The sequence below is a fragment of the Mycobacterium gordonae genome, from assembly GCF_001417955.2.
GTDB lineage: Bacteria > Actinomycetota > Actinomycetes > Mycobacteriales > Mycobacteriaceae > Mycobacterium > Mycobacterium gordonae_B.
This window is the reverse complement of sequence record NZ_LKTM01000372.1, coordinates 1-19,351: the sequence shown is the minus strand read 5'-3', so window position 1 is coordinate 19,351 and position 19,351 is coordinate 1. Positions and strand designations below refer to the sequence as shown.

The window sequence follows — 19,351 nt, the reverse complement described above, 5'->3', positions numbered from 1 at the left end:
CGTTCGCCGGGTCAGTGCGGTGGTGTTTGTGCACGTGGCCGATGGTGTCGGGCAGCCTCGGATTGGTCCCTCCGGACCCGGCCGGTGTGCTTATGTTCACACGATTGCCAGCAGACCGCGCGGGACCCCGAAAACCCGTCCCTGACCCCTCGCGCCGGCGCATCAGCGCGGGCGACAGGGGTATTTTGCCAGCTCAGACTATGGTATTGGCATTCTCTTTTTTTGCAAGTACGTTATGCACTGATGGATAACGCAGCCCAGACCCCATCGGGCATCCCGCTCGCGCCGGTGTATGGCCCGGCAGATCGGCGCACCGAGCCTCCGCCGCCCGGGGAGTATCCCTTCACCCGGGGCAACTTCGCGTCCGGGTACCGCGGCAAGTTGTGGACGTTCCGGCAGTATTCGGGGTTCGGCACGGCCGAGGAGTCCAACCGCCGGTACCGCTACCTGCTGGACCAGGGGGGCACCGGGTTGTCGGTCGCGCTCGACCTGCCGACCCAGTGCGGCTACGACTCCGACGATCCCGACTTCGGTGAGGAGGTCGGGCGGGTCGGCGTCGCGGTCGACACGCTGGCGGACTTCGAGATCCTGTTCGACGGCATCCCGCTGGACAAGCTCAGCACCAGCATGACCATCAACGGCACGGCGGCTATCCTGCTGGCTTTCTATGTCGCCGCGGCGGAGCGGAAAGGGATACCCCGCGCCAAGCTCACCGGGACCATTCAGAACGACATCCTCAAGGAGTACGCCTCGCGCGGGACCTGGATCTGGCCGCCCGAGCCGTCGCTGCGACTGATCGCCGACACCATCGAATTCTGTGCGGCTGAGGTGCCGAGATTCAACGCAATCTCGGTGGCGGGGGCGCACTTTCGGGACGCCGGCGCCACCGCGGTACAGGAGATGGCGTTCACTCTGGCCGACGGCGTCACCTACTGCGACACCGTGGTGGAACGCGGACGTATGAGCATTGACGAGTTCGCGCCGCAGATCTCCTTCTTCTTCTACACGCACGGCGACTTCTTCGAGGAGGTCGCCAAATACCGTGCGGGACGGCGGCGTTGGGCCACAATCGTGCGGGAGCGCTACGGCTCCAGCAAGGACAAGGCGTCGATGTTCCGGTTCGGCTGCGTCTGCGGCGGAGCGTCGCTGTACGGGCCGCAGGCCCAGAACAACCTGGTGCGGGTCGCCTACGAGGCGATGGCGGCGGTTCTGGGCGGGGTGCAGTCGATGTTCACCGCCGCCTGGGACGAGCCGTTCGCGCTGCCGTCGGAGGAATCCACCACTCTGGCGCTGCGCACCCAGCAGATCCTCGCCTATGAAACCGGCGTCGCCCAGGTCGCCGACCCGCTCGGTGGCTCCTACTTCGTCGAGGCCCTGACCGATGCCACCGAGGCCCGCATCGTCGAGATCATGGCCGACCTCGAGCAGCACGGAGGCATGGTCACCGCGATCGAAGACGGTTACCTGCAAGGCCTGATCGCCGACGAGGCCTACAAGATCCACCAGGACATCGAGTCGGGCGCCCGCCCGGTGGTCGGGGTCAACCGATTCGTGTCGCAAGAGCCGGAGCCCGACGTCGTCAGCTATGAACTCGATGCCGAGGGGCGCGATCTCCAGCTCAAACGGCTCTCCAAGGTGAAGTCCGAAAGAGACAGCGCCGCAGTCGAATCCGCCCTGGCCGCACTGTCTCGCAGCGCCGAGGGAACCGACAACCTGATGCACAAGCTGATCGACTGCGCCAACGCCTACTGCACGGTGGGCGAAATGGTCTCCGCGCTCAAGGCGGTCTGGGGCGAATTCCAGCAGCCGGTGGTGTTCTAGATGGCCGCCCGCATCCTGGTCGCCAAGCCCGGTCTGGACGGTCATGACCGGGGTGCCAAGATCGTCGCCCGCGCCCTGCGCGACGCGGGTTTCGAGGTCATCTATACCGGCATCCGGCAGCGCATCGAAGACATCGCGTCCATTGCCGTGCAGGAAGACGTCGCGGTGGTGGGATTGAGCATTCTGTCGGGTGCTCACCTGGCCCTCACCGCACGCACCGTCGAGGCTCTGCGCGCGGCCGATGCCGCCGACATCGCGGTGGTGGTCGGCGGCACGATCCCGCACGCCGACGTGCCCAAGCTGCTGTCCGCCGGGGCGGCCGCGGTCTTTCCCACCGGAACCGCGCTGGACGTTCTGGTGCGCGACATCCGCGCGCTCACCGGTACTGCCGAACCCGCGCAGGAGGAACCGTGCGCGTCGGAGTGATGATCGGCGCCGAGCGCGGCGACATGGCCCGCAAGGTGGCCAAGCTGGTCGCTGATATCGAATGGGCCGAAGCGGCGGGACTGGATACCGCCTGGATGCCGCAGGTGCCCGACGATTTCGACTGCCTCACCATGGTGTCGCTGATGGCATCGCACAGTTCACGCATCGAGCTGGGTACGGCGGTGGTGCCGCTGCAGGCTCAACACCCGATTGCCCTTGCCCGCCAGGCGCTCTCGACGCATGCGGTGGCGGCCGGCCGGCTGGCGCTGGGCGTCGGACCGTCGCACCACTGGATCATCCGCGACATGCTCGGCCTGCCCTATGAGAAGCCTGCCGCCTACACCCGCGACTACCTCCAGGTGCTCAACGCCGCCATCGCCGGGCCGGGACCGGTTGACGTCGAAAACGATTCGTTCGCCGTGCACAATCCGACAGTGCTCTCCGCCGACCCCGCGATGCCCGTGCTGGTGGCCGCGCTGGGGCCGGTAATGCTGCAGATCGCCGGTGAACTGGCCGACGGCACCGTGTTGTGGATGGCCGACGAACGTGCGATCGGCGATCACATCGCACCGAAGATCACCAAGGCTGCCGCCGATGCCGGCCGCCTGGCGCCGCGGATTGTCGCGGGAATCCCGGTATGTCTATGTGCGCCTTCAGAAGTCGACGCGGCAAAGGAACGGGCCAACCGCATCCTGGGTGAGGCCGAGGTGTCCCCTAATTATCAGCGACTGCTCGAGCGCGGCGATGCCCGCGACGTCGGCGATCTGTGTGCGGCCGGAGACCCGGAACAGATTCTGGCCCGGATGCGTCGTTTCGCCGATGCCGGCGTGACGGATCTTTCGGTGCGGCTGCTGCCGATCGGTGACAACCGCGACGAACTGATCGCGTCGAAACGCCGGACGCGGGAGATGATCGCCGAATTGGCCACGGAGCTCCGGTGAGCGGGGGAACGGGCCCACTGGACGGCATTCGCATCCTGGAAGTCGGCACCATGCTGGCCGGGCCGTATGCCACCATGCTGCTCGCGGATCTCGGTGCCGAGGTCACCAAGATCGAGCCGGTCGGCGGCGAGATCTCCCGCGGGGTCTCCGACAGCTACTTCGCCAGCCTGAACCGCAACAAGTCCAGCATCTGCCTGGATCTGAATTCGCCGGAGGGTCAACGGCGCCTTGGCGAGCTCGTCGCCAATTCGCATGCGCTGCTGGTGAATCTGAAGCCGTCGGCCATCCGCCGGCTGGGCCTCACCTACGAGGCTCTGCGGCGGCACAACGACACGATCGTGTGTGTCGCCATCACCGGTTTCGGGCTCGACGGCGGCGACGACCCGGCGTTCGACTACGTGGTGCAGGCCGGCGTCGGCATCGCTGCGCTGACCGGTGATCCGGAGGGTCCGCCGACTCTGCCGGGCTATTCGTCGGCAGACAACTCCACCGGAATGTGTGCGGCGCTGGGTCTTTTGGCCAAGATTGTCTCCGGTAGCGGGGGCCAGGTGGACGTGTCGCTGCGCGACGTGATGTTCTCGCAGCTGAACTACCACGCGGCGGCCTACCTCAACGACGGCATCGAGCCGCAGCGCCGTCCCTTTGGTGCCCACTCCTATTACGCTCCCGCTCAACTCTTTCCGACTTCGGACGGATATCTGGCGCTGTTCGTCACGCATGACGGATTCTGGAAATCCTTTGCCGCCGAGGCCGGTATCGACGGATTCGAGACGATGACGCAACGGGTCGCGCGGCGCGATGAGGTGTTGGCGGCGGTCACGTCCGCTCTTGAGACCGACACCGCGGCAGGCTGGGAGCGACGCTTGCGCCCTCTGGGGGTGCCGGCTGCGGCCGTGCGGACCTTGCCCGAGGCGCTCGAGGCGACACCGGAAGTGGTCGTGCAGGCCGGCGACTTTCGGTTGGTCGGCAGCCCGGTCCGGGTTTCGGACTATGAACCTCGATACCGGCCGCCTCCCAGTTTGAATATCGGCTGACTTGACCTCACCCGTCCTTCAGCGGCACCACGACTTCGATGTGGGTACCTCGCTGCGTAGCAATCGTTTCCATGGTGCCGCCGGTCGCCTCCACCCGGGTGCGGTGGGAGGCCAGGCCGATGTGGCCCTGCGCCAGCCGCTCGGCGGCCCGTTCCGGCGACAGGCCGACGCCGTTGTCGATCACGGCGAGCCGGCAGGTGTGGTCGGCGACGTTCAGTGTCACGGTGACCTCGGTGGCCTGAGAGTGACGCACGACGTTGGAGAGCAACTCGCGTGCCACGCCGAACAGTAAGGGATCCCGCCCATTTGATGCCGGGTAGTCGATGTCGGCGGTCACCTCGATGCCTTTGCGCTCGGCCATGACTGAAGTCAGCTGTTTGATGGCGGCGGCCAACCCGGAGTGTTCAAGGACCGCGGGATGCAGCTCGAAGGTGGCTTCCCGCAACTGATCCGATGCGGTCTTCAGGCTCGCCAGGGCATCGCTCAATCGCTCGTCCGGATGCTTGCCGAGGTGTTCGGCAATGTCCTGGCGAGCTGCCAGCAGGTACTGCAGCGGCCCGTCGTGGAGGAACTCCGACATCTTGCGCTGTTGCTCGTCGGACGCGGTCATGGTCTGAGCGAGCAGACGCTCGCGCGAGGTGCTCAGCGTCGCAATCTCGTTCACGTGCCTGACTTGCAGGTACACCACGCAGATCGCGGTGCAGCAGAGAAACAGAAACATGAGCACGACCAGCGTCGGCCGGGTCCAACCGACTTTGTGTAGCAACACGTTGTCGGTGTACACCGAAATGCTGAACGCGACCGCGGCGACGGCGAGTACCGCGGCGGCACGCTTCAGCGACACATCGAGCACGACCATCATCGGCAGCAGCGCCAGGATCATCAGCGGTAGGTACGCACCCGGCGGCGAGAGCATTTTGTACCCGAACACCGCGCCGATGTCGACGATCGAGTACACCGCTTGCAGCCGCTGCGGTGTCCCGGGTGGTCCCAGCACGAAGAACGCAACAATCGCCGCGCACACTGCCAGAACGCCGTACCCGATTGTCAGCGCGAGTTGCTCGCGCCAGTGCGGTGTCACCCCCACTTCGACGGCGACGAACATCAGTGCCACCAGTCCCGCGCGCAGCACAGACTGGATCTTCAGTGCGCCCAGTTGGCGGGTTTGGCGGACCCGGTCCAGATCCTGGTCACTCATTCCGACCGTGCCCCGGCCCAAACACGATGTGCCCGGGCGCAGCCGGGTTTCCTGCGGCCCCAAGAGTCATCGTGGCTCCTCCACCCCGAAAGCAAGACCTCACATCATCATTCAGGATGTGTCAAGGCTTGCTCGCAGCCGCGCCGCATCAGGCCGGCGACGCGAACCCGGCGCTCATTTCCGGGCGGAACAGCGGTGGCACGCGGCTACAGCACGCATATCAGCCGGCCCAGCATCGGGCGGTCCGGCTGAAACCGGCGGGGCCCGCCGGTATTTCCTGCGGCGGTGCGCGATGCCATCGGCAGGGGCGCTCCGGCGGGCACACCGGCCGTCGCGCCGGCTTCAGCGGCCACCGCGGCACCTGCTCCGTCGGCCAGGTTCACCGCAGAGCCGGCCGGCGGGGTCGCCACCGCCCAACTCGGCGGCGCGGACATGGCCCCGATCCTCGTTGCCCCACCGAGCTCAGCCGACACCGACATGTGCTCCAGCCCGGCCGGAGCTGAAGCCAGTTTGCTCGCCGTCGACGTCACCGCGGCAGCCGATTTAGCCGCAGCCGCTCCGGGAACCAAGTTCTTCGCCGCGCTGAACAACGAGTTCACCGTTGTCAGTGCGGGATTGGCGAAGGTCAGTCCGGACCGCACCTCGTTGAGCACCATCGTCTCGGCGTGTATGACTGCGCCGGGCGTGGCCAGTGAGGACAGTTCCCTGATGGCCGAAAGGATCAGGAACGAAATTTCAGACCGAGTCTGCGTCCCGGCTAAAGCGGCTGCCGAGTGGGCGGCAGCGGCGGCCCGGCCACCCAGGCCGCCCGGATCAACGAATCGAGGGGGCGGGGCGAACGGGGTCAGCGTGGCCGCCGCCGACGACGCCGCGGCATAGCCGTACATGGCCGTGGCGTCCTGCGCCCACATCTCGCAGTACTCGATCTCGGCGGCCGAGATTGCCGCGGCATTCTGACCCAGGACGTTCGTGGCCACCAGCGCGGCCAGCAGCGCACGGTTGGCCGCGATCACCGCCGGCGGCACGGTCATCGCGTAAGCCGTCTCGTATGCCGAGACCGCGGCCCGCGCCTGGCCCGCCGTCTGATGGACCTGCGCGGCGGTGGCGTTGAGCCAGGCGGCGTAGGTGGTGGCGGTGGCAGCCATCGACTGCGCCCCCGCTCCCTGCCACGGTCCGGCGAGCAACCCTGACACCGCCCGGCTGTGCGAGTCCGCCACCAGTGATATCTCGTCGGCGAGGCAATCCCAGGCGGCCGCGGCGGTCACCATTGACCCCGCGCCCGGCCCGGTGTACATCCGTGCGGAATTGATTTCTGGCGGGAGCGCCCCGAAGTCCATCGCTCTACCAGATCTCAAGCACTGACGGTGGTCTCGGCGTCGGCAGCCCGGCTGTCCGACCATCCGGGCGGGCCGAAGACGTACCCCACGCGGGCCCGCCACGTCCGGGCCTTGGCGACATCGCGCACCATCGCCGCGGTCTCGTAGTAGTTGAACTTCAGCGGGTTCTGGGTGGTGACCTCGTGGGTCAGGCCGAAGCGGACCTGCTCGACTTCTTCGGCGTGGGTACCGAACATCCGGTCCCAGATGATGAACATGCCGCCGTAGTTCTTGTCGAGGTAGGGCTGGTTGGAGCCGTGGTGCACGCGGTGGTGCGACGGCGAGTTGAAGATGAACTCGAAAGGCCGCCAGAGCTTTCCGATGCGTTCGGTGTGGAACGGGATCTGGAAGAGAAGGCCGACGGTGTTGAGCAGGAAGATCATCCACACCGGGAATCCGAGCAGCGCCGCCGGCAGCCAGGCCAGGCTGCGGATGGTGTATGCCACCGGGTGAAACCAGGGGAGTCTGAGGTTGGTCGAGATGTTGTAGTAGGTGCTGGAATGGTGCACGCTGTGTGCCGACCAGAGCAGCCGGATGCGGTGGTCGCCGCGGTGGGCCCAGTAGTAGCAGAAGTCGGTGACCACCAGGCAGGCCAACCACACCCACCAGTGGCGCGGCGAAAGGTGCACCGGAGTCAGCGCGCTGGCCACGATGATCGTCGAGAACGGCAGGAAGTAGTGGCCGAACATCCTGACGGCGGTGTTGAACAGGTAGGTCATCCAGTTGCCGACGGTGTCGCGGGTCGAAAAGGTCTCCGTGGCCTTTTCGGTGTCGGCCCGGTCGTCGATCCATTCCACGATCGACAACAGGATGAAGGCGGGTATCGTCCAAAGAAGCAGTGTGAGAGTGAGATCCATGCACAGATCGTCGGTCGCGCCGGCGCTTCGCAGTATCGGACGATGCTGTGATGCGGTGGGCGATTGTCGATCCTCGGTTCAGATGACGGACGCCCTCCTACGATCAGAGGAGGCCGGCCGGCGGCGGCCAGTTCCCTGCAGTGCCGCGGCGACGGCGACGACCTCGAGCGCCAGCAGCATCATCACCGGCCAGGAGGCGTTTGTCTGCTGTGCCGCCGCATACATTCCCGCGCCGAGCACCAGCCTGAGCAGTGCGGCGATCGCCGCGGTGAACCCGATGAGAATGGCACGGTCACGTTCTTTCGCGATGGTGCCGAGCCATTCCGTCGATGCGGCCAGCAGAGCCTGGTTACCTGCGGCGGTAAGCGCGAAGACGAGTCCGTGAACCCAAGTCTGCGGCCATAATTCGAGCAGGTGCGCTGCTACGCAGACGACGCCGGCGGCCACCGCCATCCCCGTGCTGCCGATGAGCATTCCCCGTATCCCCGCAGCTCGGTGAACGACCCGCCACAGCACGGCGCCGACCAACAGTCCCACTGCGCTGCTGACGATCACGGCGGACAGGTTGCTGTGACCGCCGTCGGTCGGCGCGTGGAGTGCGTAGAACGTCGGGCTGAGGGAGATGGGAATGAAGATCGCCTGCGCGATCGCGTACTTCCGAAACGCCGGCTGCGACGTGACGATCACAGACGTTCGGCGCATCGCGTCACCGAATCGCGGCACGACGGCGCCGGAACGGACAGGGAACGCGCCGATCAGAACGCCGGCTGCGGAGGCCGCGAACATGCTCGCCGCGCCGATCGACAGCACGGTCAGTTCGCGATCACCGGGTCCGGACAACGCAGGTACCACCAAAAGCGTTGCAAAGACGATGATCACGGCGCTCACCGCGCACTCGGTCAGGATCAGGGCGCCCTGCCGATGCGCCGGCAACATGGCCGCCACCAGCTCGCGATATGTGCCGTCGCAGATTCCCCGCACCACACCCATACCCGTCGCGACAACAAGGAACACCGCATCGACGAACACCCGGTGCTCTGCCGCAAAGGCGGCGCAGGCGATCAGTGCACCCATCGATGCGCATCCGCCCACCAAGACGAGATGCCTGAGGTGGCTGGCTCGTCCGAGAACCAGCGGGGACGCGGCGAACCCGGCGACCATTGCGATGCTGAACAGGGGGAAGACCAGGCCGGCGGCCCAGGCGCTCCCGAACTTTGCGCACAGGATCGGCAGCACCGCCGACACACTGCAGAGCTGTATCGAACTTCCGTACGCGCAACCGTAGGTCAGCAACTGCCGGCACCGATTACTCGGCGAACCGCCTTCTGCCGCATAGCCATCGGTCCGCGACTCGAATGGATCGTTGGACGGGATTGTCTGAAACACGCCACGACGCTAGGAGCGGGAGTCACGGCCCGCCATCCGCCGATCGAGCCTTTCGCCGACGATGTTCACACCATGCGATCGGAGGATGCGGCCTCGAACCCGTGGTCGCGGACTTGGTTGCGCGAGCCGTGATGCCATAATCGCCGTGAGCCGGCTATGTGTTTTGCGGGTTCGGGAAAGGCGGAAGCGCATCATGGCCGGATCCACGCCCCAGGTGACGGTGGTGGTTGGTGACGATCATCCGGTGTACCGCGAGGGAATCGTCCGCGCTCTGAAGGAAACCGGGACCATCAGCGTCGTCGCCGAGGCGAGTGACGGTCTTGCCGTGTTGGCCGCGATCCGGGAACACCGCCCCGATGTGGCGCTAGTGGACTACAAGATGCCAGGGCTGGACGGACTCGAAGTGATACAGGCCGTCGAACGCGACGGCCTGCCGACCCGCCTCGTCATCCTGTCGGCATTCGATGACACCGCCCTGCTCTACAAGGCGCTCGCGTCGGGCGCCAGCGGGTACCTGACCAAGGAGGCCGAGCGCGGCGAGATCGCCGACGCGGTATGCCGGTGCGCGCGCGGCGAAAGATACGTCGCCGCCCAGTTGGTCGGCGGTTTGGCCGGAGAGGTACACCAGCGCGCTCGCGGCGATGCGTCGCTACTCTCCCCGAGGGAACTGGAGGTGGTGCGGATGATCGCCGAGGGGCTCTCCGTACCGCAGATGGCGAAGACGATGCATCTGGCGCCCACCACCGTGCGTACCCACGTCCAGAACCTCTACGAAAAGCTCGGTGTTTCAGATCGCGGCGCGGCTGTGGCCGAGGCGATGCGCAGACGACTGCTGGAGTGAGCCGGTCAGCCTTCGTACTCGGTGATCACCTCGAGTAGCCGCGGGATGGGCGGCGGATCCAGTTGCAGCGCACTGGACATCGTCAGCTTGGCTCCGCTCATGCCCTGCAGGACGGCCTGCAGATCGTCGCCTTCGATCTCGTACAGCGCGATATAGGGTCCGTCGCCGTTGACCGGTCGCAGCCGGCGGGCGGAGACGATCCCCTCGATGGCCACCAGTTCCGGCAGATGGATCTCGTCGTACCAGGTGTTGTACTCCTGCTCGCGCTCCGGCGAACTCGGATAGGTCTCGACGTAGATGATGCCTTTCGCCATGATCGCTGGCCTTTCCTGGCTACTCGTAGTGAACGGTGATCGGTGTGGTGTCCGGAATGCCCTGGCACGTCAGAACGTAACCGTCGGCCACCTCGTCGTCGTCGAGCGCATCGTTGACGCGCATGGTCGCGCTGCCCTCGGTGAGCCGCGCCATGCAGGTACCGCAGTTGCCGGCCTCGCAGTTGAACGGCGGGTCCAACCCGGCCCGCCGCGCAGTCTCCAGCAACGTCTCACCGGGCACCAGTGGCACCGAGACTTTCCTGCGGTCGAGGTGAATCGTCACCACGGCGGCCTCCGTCATACGCACCTTCCACGCACTTGTATTCTTCACTATAGAGAATAGTATTCTCACTTGACGATAGGACCTTCTCAAGACTGCCGGAGGGATCGAGACGTGACCGAGCCGGCCGCGCTCGTGTTCGAGGATCGGCACTTAAGCCTGCCTGAGCTCGGTGCGATGACCGAGAGTCTGGCCGTGACCCTGCGGAAGAGGGGAGTCCAGGCCGGGCAGCGGGTCGCGCTCATGGCGTCCAACCGGCCGGAGTTCATCGCCGCGGTGCACGCTGTCTGGCGGCTCGGCGCAGCGGCCGTTCTGATCAGCCCGGCCTGGAAACGCGACGAGGTCGAACACGCACTGGCGCTGACGGATCCGGCCGACGCGGTTGGGGACCATCCGGTGCTGGACGGCTTGTCACCCATGCTGCACCTGGACGAACCGCTCACCCCGGCCGAAGCCGGGAGCACGGCGGTGCGGCAGAACGGCGACGCGGCGCTGGTCTTCAGTTCCGGTACCACCGGGCTGCCGAAGGCCGTCCGGCACACCCACGCGTCGCTGGACGCGGCGGTGCGGCACTGGCGTGCCGCCCTGGGATTGACCGAACGGGATCGCCTGCAGGTCACCACCCCGCCGTCACACATCCTGGGTCTGCTCAACATCCTCACCGCGCTGCGTACCGGGGCTCTGGTCAGGCTGCACCCGCGCTTCGACATCGACCGGATGCTGCGGCACATCGAAACCGACCGCATCACAGTCGAAATGGCGGTTGCCCCAATCGCGTTGGCGCTGGCGTCACACCCGGACCTGGAGTCCTACGACCTGTCGTCGCTGCGCTACATCATGTGGGGCGCCACGCCCGTCACCGGCAGCATCGCCGAGACGGTGACCCGGCGCACCGGCATCGGCTGGGTGCCGGCCTACGGCACCACCGAACTACCCGTCATCACCTGCAACCCGCTGAGCGGGGCCCGCCTGGACTCGGTCGGCCGTGCGGTGCCCGGCGTCGAGTTGCGGGTGGTGTCGCTAAACACCGGCGAACCGGCCGGTCCTGGTGAGGCCGGCGAGATCCAGGCACGGTCCGATTCGCTGATGGCGGGCTACCTGCCCGCTGCGGCCACCGCTGAGGTGTCTGACGACGGCTGGTACCGCACCGGGGACGTCGGGTGGCTGGACGCCGAAGGCTGGTTGCGGATCACCGACCGCCTCAAGGAGATGATCAAGGTGCGGGGTTTCCAGGTCGCACCCGCGGAGATCGAAACCGTGCTGCACGGCCATCCGGCGGTGAAGGACTGCGCGGTCTTCGGCGTTCCGGACGGCGCCAACGGCGAGGCCGTCGTCGCCGCCGTCACCACCCACATCCCGGTCGACGCCGGGGAACTCATTGCCCGGGTGGATGCGAAACTCGCTTCCTACAAGCACCTGAGCCGGGTGGTGTTCGTGACCGAGATCCCTCGCCTGCCCTCCGGCAAGGTGCTGCGCAGAGTGCTCAAGGAGAGCTATGGATGTACGTCTGACCACTGAACAACAGCAACTGCGCGACGCCGCGGCCAAGATGGCTGATGATCTCGGTTTGGCCGCTGTGCAAGAACTCACCGACCAGAGCCGGATCATGCGTCTGGACAAGCAGATCGACCAGACCGGCTGGCGGTCGCTGCGATCGGACGGCGCCTCGGGGGTCGAAGTCGCACTGGTAGCAGAGGAATTCGGCCGACGACTCGTCGACGCTCCCTTTCTGGGGCCGGTGCTTGCCGACGACCTGGCAAGGTGTCTGGAATCCGGCATCGGCGCCGCGACGGTCGGCGTCAACGGGCTGGCCTTCGACTCCCGTGGGTATCAGCGCGCCGTGCTGCTCTCGGGGACCACGGTGCTGACGGCCGATATCGGCGGCGCGGACGGCGGCGCGGGCGGCGGTGCGGACCTCACCCGCGTCTGCACTGAAATCGGTTCGACGCCATCACCTTTAGGCGAGGTGTCCACCCCAGCAGCCGATCGATGGCTTGCCCTGGCACTGGTCGGCACGGCGGCGGATCTGGTCGGCACGGCGCGCGGCGCTCACGCGCTGGCGTGCGACTACGCGAAAATCCGCGAGCAGTACGGCAAATCGATCGGGTCCTACCAGGCCATCGCCCATCTGCTGGCCGAGAGCCTGGCGCTGATCGAAGGCTCGGTGAGCGTGCTGCGCCACGCCGCCTGGGCAGTGGACGAACTCGAGCCGGCCGACGCGATCCAGGCCGCGCGGGTGGCCAAGGTCTACTGCGCCCGCGCCACCCGAACGGTGTGCGAAACGTCGATCCAGGTGCATGGCGGGATCGGCAACACGTGGGAATGCCTGGCGCATGTGTACCTGCGCCGCGCGTTGACATCGACCGAGCTGTGGCCGGTCACCCTGAAGGAGGTCGGCCGTGGACTTTCGTGACTCACCGCAGGAGGCCGAGTTCCGGCAGCGGCTGCGCACCTGGCTTTCCCTGCACGCCAAGGAGTTCGGCGGATCGGGTGACGAGTACTGGGCGAAGCAGGCGGACTGGCACCGTGCCCTTTACGAAGAGGGGTTCTTCGGACTGTCCTGGCCGCGCGATTACGGCGGGCTGGAACTGCCGCCGGTCTATGACGTGATCGTCGACGAGGAGATCGCGCGTGCCGGCGCCCCGCCGCGCCCCAGCGTCGGGTATCTGGTGATGGGCATCGGCCACCACGGCAGCGACGCTCTGCGACAGCGCTTCCTGCCCGGCATCATCAACGGTTCCGAGCGTTGGTGTCAGGGATTCAGCGAGCCGGGTGCGGGTTCAGACCTGGCGTCGCTGACCACCACCGCGACCCGCGACGGCGAGGACTACGTGATCAATGGCCACAAGATCTGGACGAGCTACTCCGACGTCGCGGACTGGTGCCTGTTGCTGGCCCGCACCGACCCGGGTGCCAAACGGCACCGCGGTCTGTCTGCGTTTGTCTTGTCGATGAAACAGCCTGGCGTGCAACAGCGTCCGCTGCAGATGATCAACGGCGTCACCAACGAGTTCGGTCAGGTGTTCTTCGACGGGGCCACCGTCCCGGCGGACCGCATGGTCGGCGCGCCCGGTGACGGATGGGCCGTGGCCATGACGGTCGTCGGGCACGAACGCGAACCGTCCACGCTGGGTTACGCGGCCCGCTACAACAAGCTGGTCGCCGAGTTGGTGGCGCGAAGTGACGGAGACGTCGGTGACGAGGCGGCGTGGGCGGCGGTGCAGGCCGAGATGTTGACGCACCATGTGCGGCGCCGACTGTCCGAGCAACTCGACGGCGTATCCCACGGTCCCGAAGGCTCACTGGACAAGCTGCTGATGACGTGGGTGGAACAGTCTGTCGGGCACGCCGCACTGGCCGTCGGCGGCACCCGTGACTCGAGCCTCTTCAACGCCTATCTGTACAGCCGTGCGCAGAGTGTGATGGGCGGGACATCGCAGATTCAGAAGAACATCATCGCCTCGCGAATCCTGGGATTGGGAGTCTGACATGTACGACATGCCAAGCGAAATCGACGTCCGTGCCGAGGGGGCACTGCGGATCATCACGCTGAACCGCCCGGATGACCTCAACGCCGTCAACGACAGCCTGCACGTCGGGCTGGCTCGGCTGTGGCAAAGGTTGACGGACGACGCCTCGGCGCGCGCCGCGGTGATCACCGGCAGCGGGAAAGCCTTCTCGGCAGGCGGGGATTTCGCGTATCTTGCCGAACTCGCCGAAGATGCCGCCTTGCGCGCCAAGACGATTCGCGATGGACGCGAAATCGTACTGGGGATGGCGCGGTGCCGGATCCCGGTGGTGGCGGCCGTCAACGGCCCGGCCGTCGGGCTGGGCTGCAGTCTGGTGGCGCTGAGCGACATCGTCTTCATCGCCCCGGACGCGTTCCTGGCAGACCCGCACGTGCAGGTGGGACTGGTGGCCGCTGACGGCGGACCGCTGACCTGGCCGTTGCATATCAGCCTGTTGCTGGCCAAGGAATATGCGTTGACCGGCACCAGGATTCGCGCCCAACGGGCAGTCGAACTGGGCCTGGCCAACCACCTAGCCGACGATCCGTTAGCTGCGGCGGTGGAGTGCGCCGAGAAGATCATGGAACTACCGCAGCAGGCGGTGGAGAGCACCAAGCGGGTGCTCAACATCCACCTGGAACGTGCCGTGCTCGCCAGCTTGGACTATGCGCTGTCGGCCGAACATCAGTCGTTCGTCACCGAGGACTTCCGCGCGATCGTCAGCAAGCTGAACGCCGGCAAAAACTGATCAACACCCGGCGTGGGGTCCGCCTGCAGAGCAGGCGCCCCACGCCAGGTGCTGAATCCCTACTTGGAGGTCTTGGCCTTCTGGCGCGCTTCAGCGGCGCTGGCGGCTCCGCGCGCGGCCTCAGCCTGCGCCTCTTTCTTCGCCACGTTGCGCTGCGCCTCAGCCTTGTCCTGCTGGGCGCGGCCTTCGTTGCGCAGACCGTCGTTGCTGATGATGATCCCGATGATTTCCTTGGCTTTACCGATGACGTCCTCGATGACGCCCTTGATGCCTGCCACAGGTCCACTGTCGGCCATGGTTGTGCTCCTTTCGTTCGGAAGCGGTCCTGTATCGCGTACCCCGCAGGACCCTCCGCACAGTCCTAATGTGGCGACTGTCACTCGGTGGTCCGTCTCACGAGCGCCGAGCGCGAACGGGCCCAAGCGCCCTGAACCTGGGCCGTCAGCCCAACGAGACGAGTTCTTCGACCGAATCGCGGGGCAGCGGGTCCGTAGTGACCGCCGTGATCACCGATTCTGTCAATTCGATTGAGCCGCCATGGTTATCCAGGAAGGCGGTGTCTGCCGCGTCGCGTCCGGTGGCGATGCGCAGCATCGTCTGGCGCGGCGCCAGGCAGGTCGCGTCCACCACCTGCCACTGGCCGTCGATGAGCGCTTCGGCCACGGCGTGGAAGTCCATCGGGTCACAGCCGGGTGCGTATACCGCGACCAGGCGGGCGGGTACATTCACCGCGCGCAGCAACGCGACAACCAGATGTGCGTAGTCGCGGCACACCCCGGCGCCGGCGAGCAGGGTGTCGGTCGCGCCGTCGATCGGATCACTGGATCCCGGAACGTATTTGAGCCTGGTCCCCACCCAGGAGGACACCTTCTCCAGCAGTGTCACCGAGTTGGTGTACTGGCCGAATTCGGTTGCCGCGAAGCCGAAGAACTTGTCGGCCTCGGCGTAGCGGCTGGGCCGCAGATAGGTCGACACGTCCAGATCCTGCACCGCGATCGGATCGGCCCGGCCCGTCACCGTCGCCTCGTAGGTGACCTGCAGATCACCCGTCCCGACATCGGCGGTGTGGATGCGGGTTCCGTGTTCGCCGGGAATTTCGCGCACCGAGACCGGTTTGCCGTCCAGCTGCACCGTCAAAGACTCGTTGATCTGTAAACCGGGCAGCGACGCGACCGCGATCTGGAACTCAAGAGCCGTGGGATCGGTGACGGTGACCCGCAGGCTGGCCCCGACCTCACGCTTCATCAACGCGTCCCCCTTCTTACGATCACGCCGCAACTTCATCGTCTGTAGCCAACCACAGCTCGCCTATACCCGCATTCGCTGGCGATCAAGCTCGGTCGTGCTGTGCGAGGAAGTCACGCATCACCTCGTCGAAGCGGTCCGGCTCCTCGATGAACGGCAGATGGGCGGTGTTCTCGAAGAACTCGAAGCGCGACCCTGGGATGCGCTCGTGCATGTCCCGCATGTGCTCCGGTGAGCATTCGTCGAAGCGGCCGGCGAGCAGCAGGGTAGGCAAGGTGATCTCAGTGAGCCGATCGATCACATCCCAGTCCCGGATGGTGCCGACGATATTGAAGTCGCTCGGCCCGAACATGGTGTGGAAGATCTCGGCGCCCATGTTCTGGAAGGCCAGGTAGAGATCTCGAGGCCAGGGCTGGGAGCGGCACAGATAAGTCTGGTTCCAGGTGGTGATCGCCGCCTGGTATTCCGCGGAATCGGTGGTGCCCGCGGCTTCGTGGCGGTCGATCGCGTCCTGAGTGGCGGGGTCCAATTGTGACTTCAGCCGGATCACGTTCTCCGCAAACACCGGGATGGACGCGGCGCTGTTGGAGATGGTGAGACTGACGGCGCCCGAGGGCATATCGAGCACGTACTGCTGTGCCAGCATGGCGCCCCACGAATTGCCGAAAATGTGAAAAGCGCTGAGTCCCAATGACCGAACTACGGCGTCCATTTCCGCCACCGAGCGCTGCATGGTCCACAGACCCGGGTCTGACGGGTGTTCGGAATTGCCGCAGCCGAGTTGATCCCAGAAGATCACCTCACGCTCGTCGGCCAGGCGTTCCAGTGAGCTGAGGTAGTAGTGCGGCAGGCCGGGGCCGCCGTGCACCACCAGCAGGGGCAGGCCGTCGCCGGAGCCCACCCGCTTGAACCACACTCTGCCGCCAGGCACCTCGATTGTGTCCACGGTGCCATTATGGTGGCGCGAGCAGACGCAAGATCGCACGGTTTCCTTCGGAAACGTGCGATCTTGCGTCTGCTCGCGGGGGGTCGTGAGAGAGATGCGAGAATGGGGTTCTCGCTAACAAACACGGCCCGCCGAACGGACGCAATCCTGGACGTCTCCGATTTGATCATCAAGGCGCGCAACGGTTCTCCGCGCGCCGCCGGCCGACTGCTCAGCCTTTGCGAGGGCGAACGCCGGGACGAGGTGCTGACTGCCATCGGCCCGGCGGTGCCGGTGCGCGTGATCGGCATCACCGGCCCCCCGGGCGCCGGGAAGTCGACGACCATCGGCGCCCTGGTCGGCGCGTACCGGGAGCACGGCCAGCGGGTCGCCGTACTCGCGGTGGATCCGTCGTCGCCCTTCAGCGGCGGCGCCCTGCTGGGCGACCGCATCCGAATGACCGCCCATATCAACGACTCCGATGTGCTCATCCGCTCGGTGGCCAGCCGGGGCCATCTCGGCGGCCTCGCCGCCGCCGTCCCCGCCGCCATCCTGTTGCTCGGCGCGATCGGCTATGACGTCGTTCTGCTGGAGACCGTCGGAGTGGGCCAGTCCGAGATCGAGATCGCCGCCGTCGCCGACCCCACCGTCGTCATCCTCAATCCCGGAGCGGGCGACGCGGTGCAGGCCGCCAAGGCCGGACTGCTGGAAGTCGCCGACATCGTGGCTGTCAACAAGGCCGACCGCGAGGGCGCCGAGCAGACCGTCCGCGACCTGAGGGCCGAGACCAGCGCGCCGATCGTCAGCCTCGTCGCGGCCCGTGGCGACGGACTCCAGGAGCTGGTGGCCGCCATCGACGCCCACCACCGCTCTGACAACCGTGCCCGGCGGCTGGCCCGCGCCCGGGCGCAGATCCTCTCGCTGGCGCAGACCTTGCTGCGGGCCCGGACGGATCTGGATCTGCTCGCCGAGTCGGTGGTCGACGGACATGACGACCCCTATAGCGCCGCCAACCGCCTGCTGTCTCCACTCGAGGGTGACGCTCGACGCCCCCGGATGCAGTAGTCGGGGCCATTACGTTCCTGACGCGGCGCCACTGTCGATCAAGCGCCCAACGGCGGTGTTGTCGGTGATGGCGCGGACGTAACTGCGCCGCAACTGTTCAGTGGCCGACGTCCAGCTCCATCGCTCGGCCTCCTGCCGTGCAGCCCAGCTCATCGCCTGGCGCAAAGCGCCATTCGTCAGTAGCCGCTTGCTTTGCGCGAGTAGGTCATCAGGACGGTCGGGGTCGTACAGGAAACCTGTGACGCCATCCTCGACGACGTCAGGAACGCCGCCTCGGTTGGCGGCGATCACGGGGCAGCCTGCAGCCATCGCCTCTAGCAGCACCAGGCCCAGAGTCTCGGTGCAAGAGGTCAGCAGGAAGGCGTCGGCACTGGCATAGGCCGCTGCCAGCTGTTCACCGCTCAGGTAACCCAGAAACGTGGTCGCGGTGCCGGCGAAATACTTCTCCAACTGTCGGCGGTGCGGACCGTCACCAACGAGGGCCAACCGAGCTTCGGGCAACGCATCCAGCACCAGACGCATCTGTTCGATCTCCTTCTCCACAGCCAAGCGGCCGACGTAGAGCAGCAGGGCGCCGTTGTCACTATGGTTTCCCAGCAATCTATTTCGCGAGTCCGACGATGCTCGGTGAGGATGGAAGAGTTCGGTATCCACCGCGCGCGGCCACTGTGTGATGCGCTGGACGCCCCTGTTGCTGAGGTCTGCTCCAAGTGGTGTGGAGGTGCAAAGAGTCAGCCTCGCCTGGTTATGCGCAGTCTTGACGAGTTGCCAGCTGGCCCGCTTCACCGGCCCCGGCCACCCATAGAAGTCGGCATATTTCAGCAGATCGACGTGGTAGCTGGCGACGAGCGGTATTTTCTTACGCCTGGCGAACCAGATGCCGCCTATACCTAAGAACCCGAAGGCGTTGACAACGTGGATCACATCCGGCTGAAAACGATCCAGCGCAGCGGAAACAGTGCGGGTGGGCAGCGCCAATTTCACTTCGGGGTACGACGGCAATCGGACTGATGGCAAACCAACAATCTCAGCTTCGTGGTAGCTGGACGGCACATCTCCGGGACAGAAGACTTGCACTTCGTCCCCGCCGGCGGTGAGCTGCTGCACCGTCATGGTGAGCCTTGTGACGATACCGTCGACTTTCGGCAGGAAATTGTCCGTGAATATTGAAATGCGCATCAGGTACCTCGCGTCCGGGGAATGGTGGAGCGGCTTGCGCCGCCACGTCGAAATCCGTGCAGAGACGGGTGCTATTTCATAACTCAGCCGTGAGAGCGCCCAACGGGATCATCGATGCGCTGCTGATCTCCTGAATTAGGTCACCTCCGGAGCGTTTTCCGACCGGCACTTGGCTGACCTGCTGGTTTGGCGGCCCGGTGGGGTGG

20 protein-coding genes are annotated in these 19,351 nt (G+C 66.1%); 10 read left to right on the top strand and 10 right to left on the bottom strand.

Going from position 1 to position 19,351, the window contains the following annotated elements:
* The first annotated feature begins 243 nt into the window (after positions 1–243).
* Genes AO501_RS30870 through AO501_RS30855 form a run of 4 tightly spaced genes read left to right on the top strand, consistent with a single transcriptional unit; the run spans position 244 to position 4,222 of the window.
* Positions 244–1,821, top strand: coding sequence for a methylmalonyl-CoA mutase family protein (locus AO501_RS30870; protein WP_055581386.1), 1,578 nt, complete (start codon positions 244–246; stop codon positions 1,819–1,821).
* Entirely contained in the window at positions 1,822–2,247 is a 426-nt protein-coding gene (locus AO501_RS30865; protein WP_055581385.1) for a cobalamin-dependent protein, read from the top strand.
* Positions 2,232–3,188 (top strand): LLM class F420-dependent oxidoreductase, encoded by a 957-nt coding sequence (locus AO501_RS30860; protein ID WP_055581384.1) that lies wholly within the window; start codon positions 2,232–2,234, stop codon positions 3,186–3,188. The genes AO501_RS30865 and AO501_RS30860 overlap by 16 nt, the downstream gene beginning before the upstream one ends.
* Positions 3,185–4,222 (top strand): CaiB/BaiF CoA transferase family protein, encoded by a 1,038-nt coding sequence (locus AO501_RS30855; protein ID WP_055581383.1) that lies wholly within the window; start codon positions 3,185–3,187, stop codon positions 4,220–4,222. Before AO501_RS30860 ends, AO501_RS30855 begins: the two co-directional genes overlap by 4 nt.
* Before the next feature lie 7 nt (positions 4,223–4,229).
* Here AO501_RS30855 and AO501_RS30850 read toward each other — a convergent pair whose 3' ends face one another.
* From AO501_RS30850 to AO501_RS30835, 4 genes are all read right to left on the bottom strand, one after another.
* The gene (locus tag AO501_RS30850; RefSeq protein WP_055581382.1) at positions 4,230–5,420 is read right to left on the bottom strand and encodes a sensor histidine kinase; all 1,191 of its coding nucleotides are present in this window, start codon (positions 5,418–5,420) and stop codon (positions 4,230–4,232) included.
* Positions 5,421–5,626: 206 nt separating this feature from the next.
* A complete protein-coding gene (locus AO501_RS30845; protein ID WP_063892961.1) occupies positions 5,627–6,757 on the bottom strand; it encodes a PPE family protein in 1,131 nt (376 codons plus the stop codon).
* 14 nt (positions 6,758–6,771) lie between these two features.
* Positions 6,772–7,653, bottom strand: coding sequence for a sterol desaturase family protein (locus tag AO501_RS30840; RefSeq protein WP_055581380.1), 882 nt, complete (start codon positions 7,651–7,653; stop codon positions 6,772–6,774).
* Between the two features lie 78 nt (positions 7,654–7,731).
* On the bottom strand, positions 7,732–9,039 hold the full coding sequence (locus AO501_RS30835) for a hypothetical protein (protein WP_055581379.1): 1,308 nt from the start codon (positions 9,037–9,039) through the stop codon (positions 7,732–7,734).
* A 193-nt stretch (positions 9,040–9,232) separates the two neighbouring features.
* Here AO501_RS30835 and AO501_RS30830 point away from each other — a divergent pair, with 193 nt between their 5' ends.
* Positions 9,233–9,880: a response regulator transcription factor gene (locus AO501_RS30830; protein ID WP_055581378.1), complete on the top strand. Its 648-nt coding sequence runs from the start codon at positions 9,233–9,235 to the stop codon at positions 9,878–9,880.
* 5 nt (positions 9,881–9,885) lie between these two features.
* On the opposite strand, the gene AO501_RS30825 is transcribed toward AO501_RS30830, so the two are convergent.
* Complete coding sequence (locus tag AO501_RS30825) at positions 9,886–10,194, bottom strand: DUF4286 family protein (RefSeq protein ID WP_055581377.1); 309 nt, start codon at positions 10,192–10,194, stop codon at positions 9,886–9,888.
* 19 nt (positions 10,195–10,213) lie between these two features.
* On the bottom strand, positions 10,214–10,495 hold the full coding sequence (locus AO501_RS30820; protein WP_055581376.1) for a 2Fe-2S iron-sulfur cluster-binding protein: 282 nt from the start codon (positions 10,493–10,495) through the stop codon (positions 10,214–10,216).
* A gap of 93 nt (positions 10,496–10,588) precedes the next feature.
* Here AO501_RS30820 and AO501_RS30815 point away from each other — a divergent pair, with 93 nt between their 5' ends.
* From AO501_RS30815 to AO501_RS30800, 4 genes are read left to right on the top strand one after another with little or no spacing between them, the layout of a single operon-like run.
* Positions 10,589–11,992, top strand: a complete 1,404-nt coding sequence (locus AO501_RS30815; protein WP_055581375.1) for a class I adenylate-forming enzyme family protein — start codon at positions 10,589–10,591, stop codon at positions 11,990–11,992.
* Positions 11,970–12,887 (top strand): acyl-CoA dehydrogenase family protein, encoded by a 918-nt coding sequence (locus AO501_RS30810; protein WP_055581374.1) that lies wholly within the window; start codon positions 11,970–11,972, stop codon positions 12,885–12,887. Before AO501_RS30815 ends, AO501_RS30810 begins: the two co-directional genes overlap by 23 nt.
* Complete coding sequence (locus AO501_RS30805; protein ID WP_055581373.1) at positions 12,874–13,962, top strand: acyl-CoA dehydrogenase family protein; 1,089 nt, start codon at positions 12,874–12,876, stop codon at positions 13,960–13,962. Before AO501_RS30810 ends, AO501_RS30805 begins: the two co-directional genes overlap by 14 nt.
* Before the next feature lies 1 nt (position 13,963).
* Positions 13,964–14,731 (top strand): enoyl-CoA hydratase/isomerase family protein, encoded by a 768-nt coding sequence (locus AO501_RS30800; RefSeq protein WP_055581372.1) that lies wholly within the window; start codon positions 13,964–13,966, stop codon positions 14,729–14,731.
* 59 nt (positions 14,732–14,790) lie between these two features.
* Here the strand turns inward: AO501_RS30800 and AO501_RS30795 are convergent, their stop codons facing one another.
* The 3 genes from AO501_RS30795 to AO501_RS30785 all read right to left on the bottom strand — a co-directional run bounded on the left by AO501_RS30795 (position 14,791) and on the right by AO501_RS30785 (position 16,922).
* Complete coding sequence (locus AO501_RS30795) at positions 14,791–15,027, bottom strand: CsbD family protein (protein ID WP_055581371.1); 237 nt, start codon at positions 15,025–15,027, stop codon at positions 14,791–14,793.
* A 145-nt stretch (positions 15,028–15,172) separates the two neighbouring features.
* Positions 15,173–15,976: a transglutaminase-like domain-containing protein gene (locus tag AO501_RS30790; RefSeq protein ID WP_055581370.1), complete on the bottom strand. Its 804-nt coding sequence runs from the start codon at positions 15,974–15,976 to the stop codon at positions 15,173–15,175.
* 85 nt (positions 15,977–16,061) lie between these two features.
* Entirely contained in the window at positions 16,062–16,922 is an 861-nt protein-coding gene (locus AO501_RS30785) for a proline iminopeptidase-family hydrolase (protein WP_082658940.1), read from the bottom strand.
* Positions 16,923–17,024: 102 nt separating this feature from the next.
* Here AO501_RS30785 and AO501_RS30780 point away from each other — a divergent pair, with 102 nt between their 5' ends.
* The gene (locus AO501_RS30780; protein WP_371934994.1) at positions 17,025–17,966 is read left to right on the top strand and encodes an ArgK/MeaB family GTPase; all 942 of its coding nucleotides are present in this window, start codon (positions 17,025–17,027) and stop codon (positions 17,964–17,966) included.
* 9 nt (positions 17,967–17,975) lie between these two features.
* On the opposite strand, the gene AO501_RS30775 is transcribed toward AO501_RS30780, so the two are convergent.
* Positions 17,976–19,145 (bottom strand): glycosyltransferase family 4 protein, encoded by a 1,170-nt coding sequence (locus AO501_RS30775; RefSeq protein WP_055581368.1) that lies wholly within the window; start codon positions 19,143–19,145, stop codon positions 17,976–17,978.
* Positions 19,146–19,351: the final 206 nt, after the last annotated feature.

Excerpts from the sequence above, each read along its gene's own strand:
- AO501_RS30790 (WP_055581370.1), bottom strand. The coding sequence starts at position 15,976 with ATGAAGCGTGAGGTCGGGGCCAGCCTGCGGGTCACCGTCACCGATCCC.
- AO501_RS30830 (WP_055581378.1), top strand. The coding sequence starts at position 9,233 with ATGGCCGGATCCACGCCCCAGGTGACGGTGGTGGTTGGTGACGATCAT.
- AO501_RS30800 (WP_055581372.1), top strand. The coding sequence starts at position 13,964 with ATGTACGACATGCCAAGCGAAATCGACGTCCGTGCCGAGGGGGCACTG.
- AO501_RS30850 (WP_055581382.1), bottom strand. The coding sequence starts at position 5,420 with ATGAGTGACCAGGATCTGGACCGGGTCCGCCAAACCCGCCAACTGGGC.
- AO501_RS30780 (WP_371934994.1), top strand. The coding sequence starts at position 17,025 with ATGGGGTTCTCGCTAACAAACACGGCCCGCCGAACGGACGCAATCCTG.
- AO501_RS30775 (WP_055581368.1), bottom strand. The coding sequence starts at position 19,145 with ATGCGCATTTCAATATTCACGGACAATTTCCTGCCGAAAGTCGACGGT.
- AO501_RS30865 (WP_055581385.1), top strand. The coding sequence starts at position 1,822 with ATGGCCGCCCGCATCCTGGTCGCCAAGCCCGGTCTGGACGGTCATGAC.
- AO501_RS30810 (WP_055581374.1), top strand. The coding sequence starts at position 11,970 with ATGGATGTACGTCTGACCACTGAACAACAGCAACTGCGCGACGCCGCG.
- AO501_RS30840 (WP_055581380.1), bottom strand. The coding sequence starts at position 7,653 with ATGGATCTCACTCTCACACTGCTTCTTTGGACGATACCCGCCTTCATC.
- AO501_RS30870 (WP_055581386.1), top strand. The coding sequence starts at position 244 with ATGGATAACGCAGCCCAGACCCCATCGGGCATCCCGCTCGCGCCGGTG.
- AO501_RS30820 (WP_055581376.1), bottom strand. The coding sequence starts at position 10,495 with ATGACGGAGGCCGCCGTGGTGACGATTCACCTCGACCGCAGGAAAGTC.
- AO501_RS30795 (WP_055581371.1), bottom strand. The coding sequence starts at position 15,027 with ATGGCCGACAGTGGACCTGTGGCAGGCATCAAGGGCGTCATCGAGGAC.
- AO501_RS30845 (WP_063892961.1), bottom strand. The coding sequence starts at position 6,757 with ATGGACTTCGGGGCGCTCCCGCCAGAAATCAATTCCGCACGGATGTAC.
- AO501_RS30825 (WP_055581377.1), bottom strand. The coding sequence starts at position 10,194 with ATGGCGAAAGGCATCATCTACGTCGAGACCTATCCGAGTTCGCCGGAG.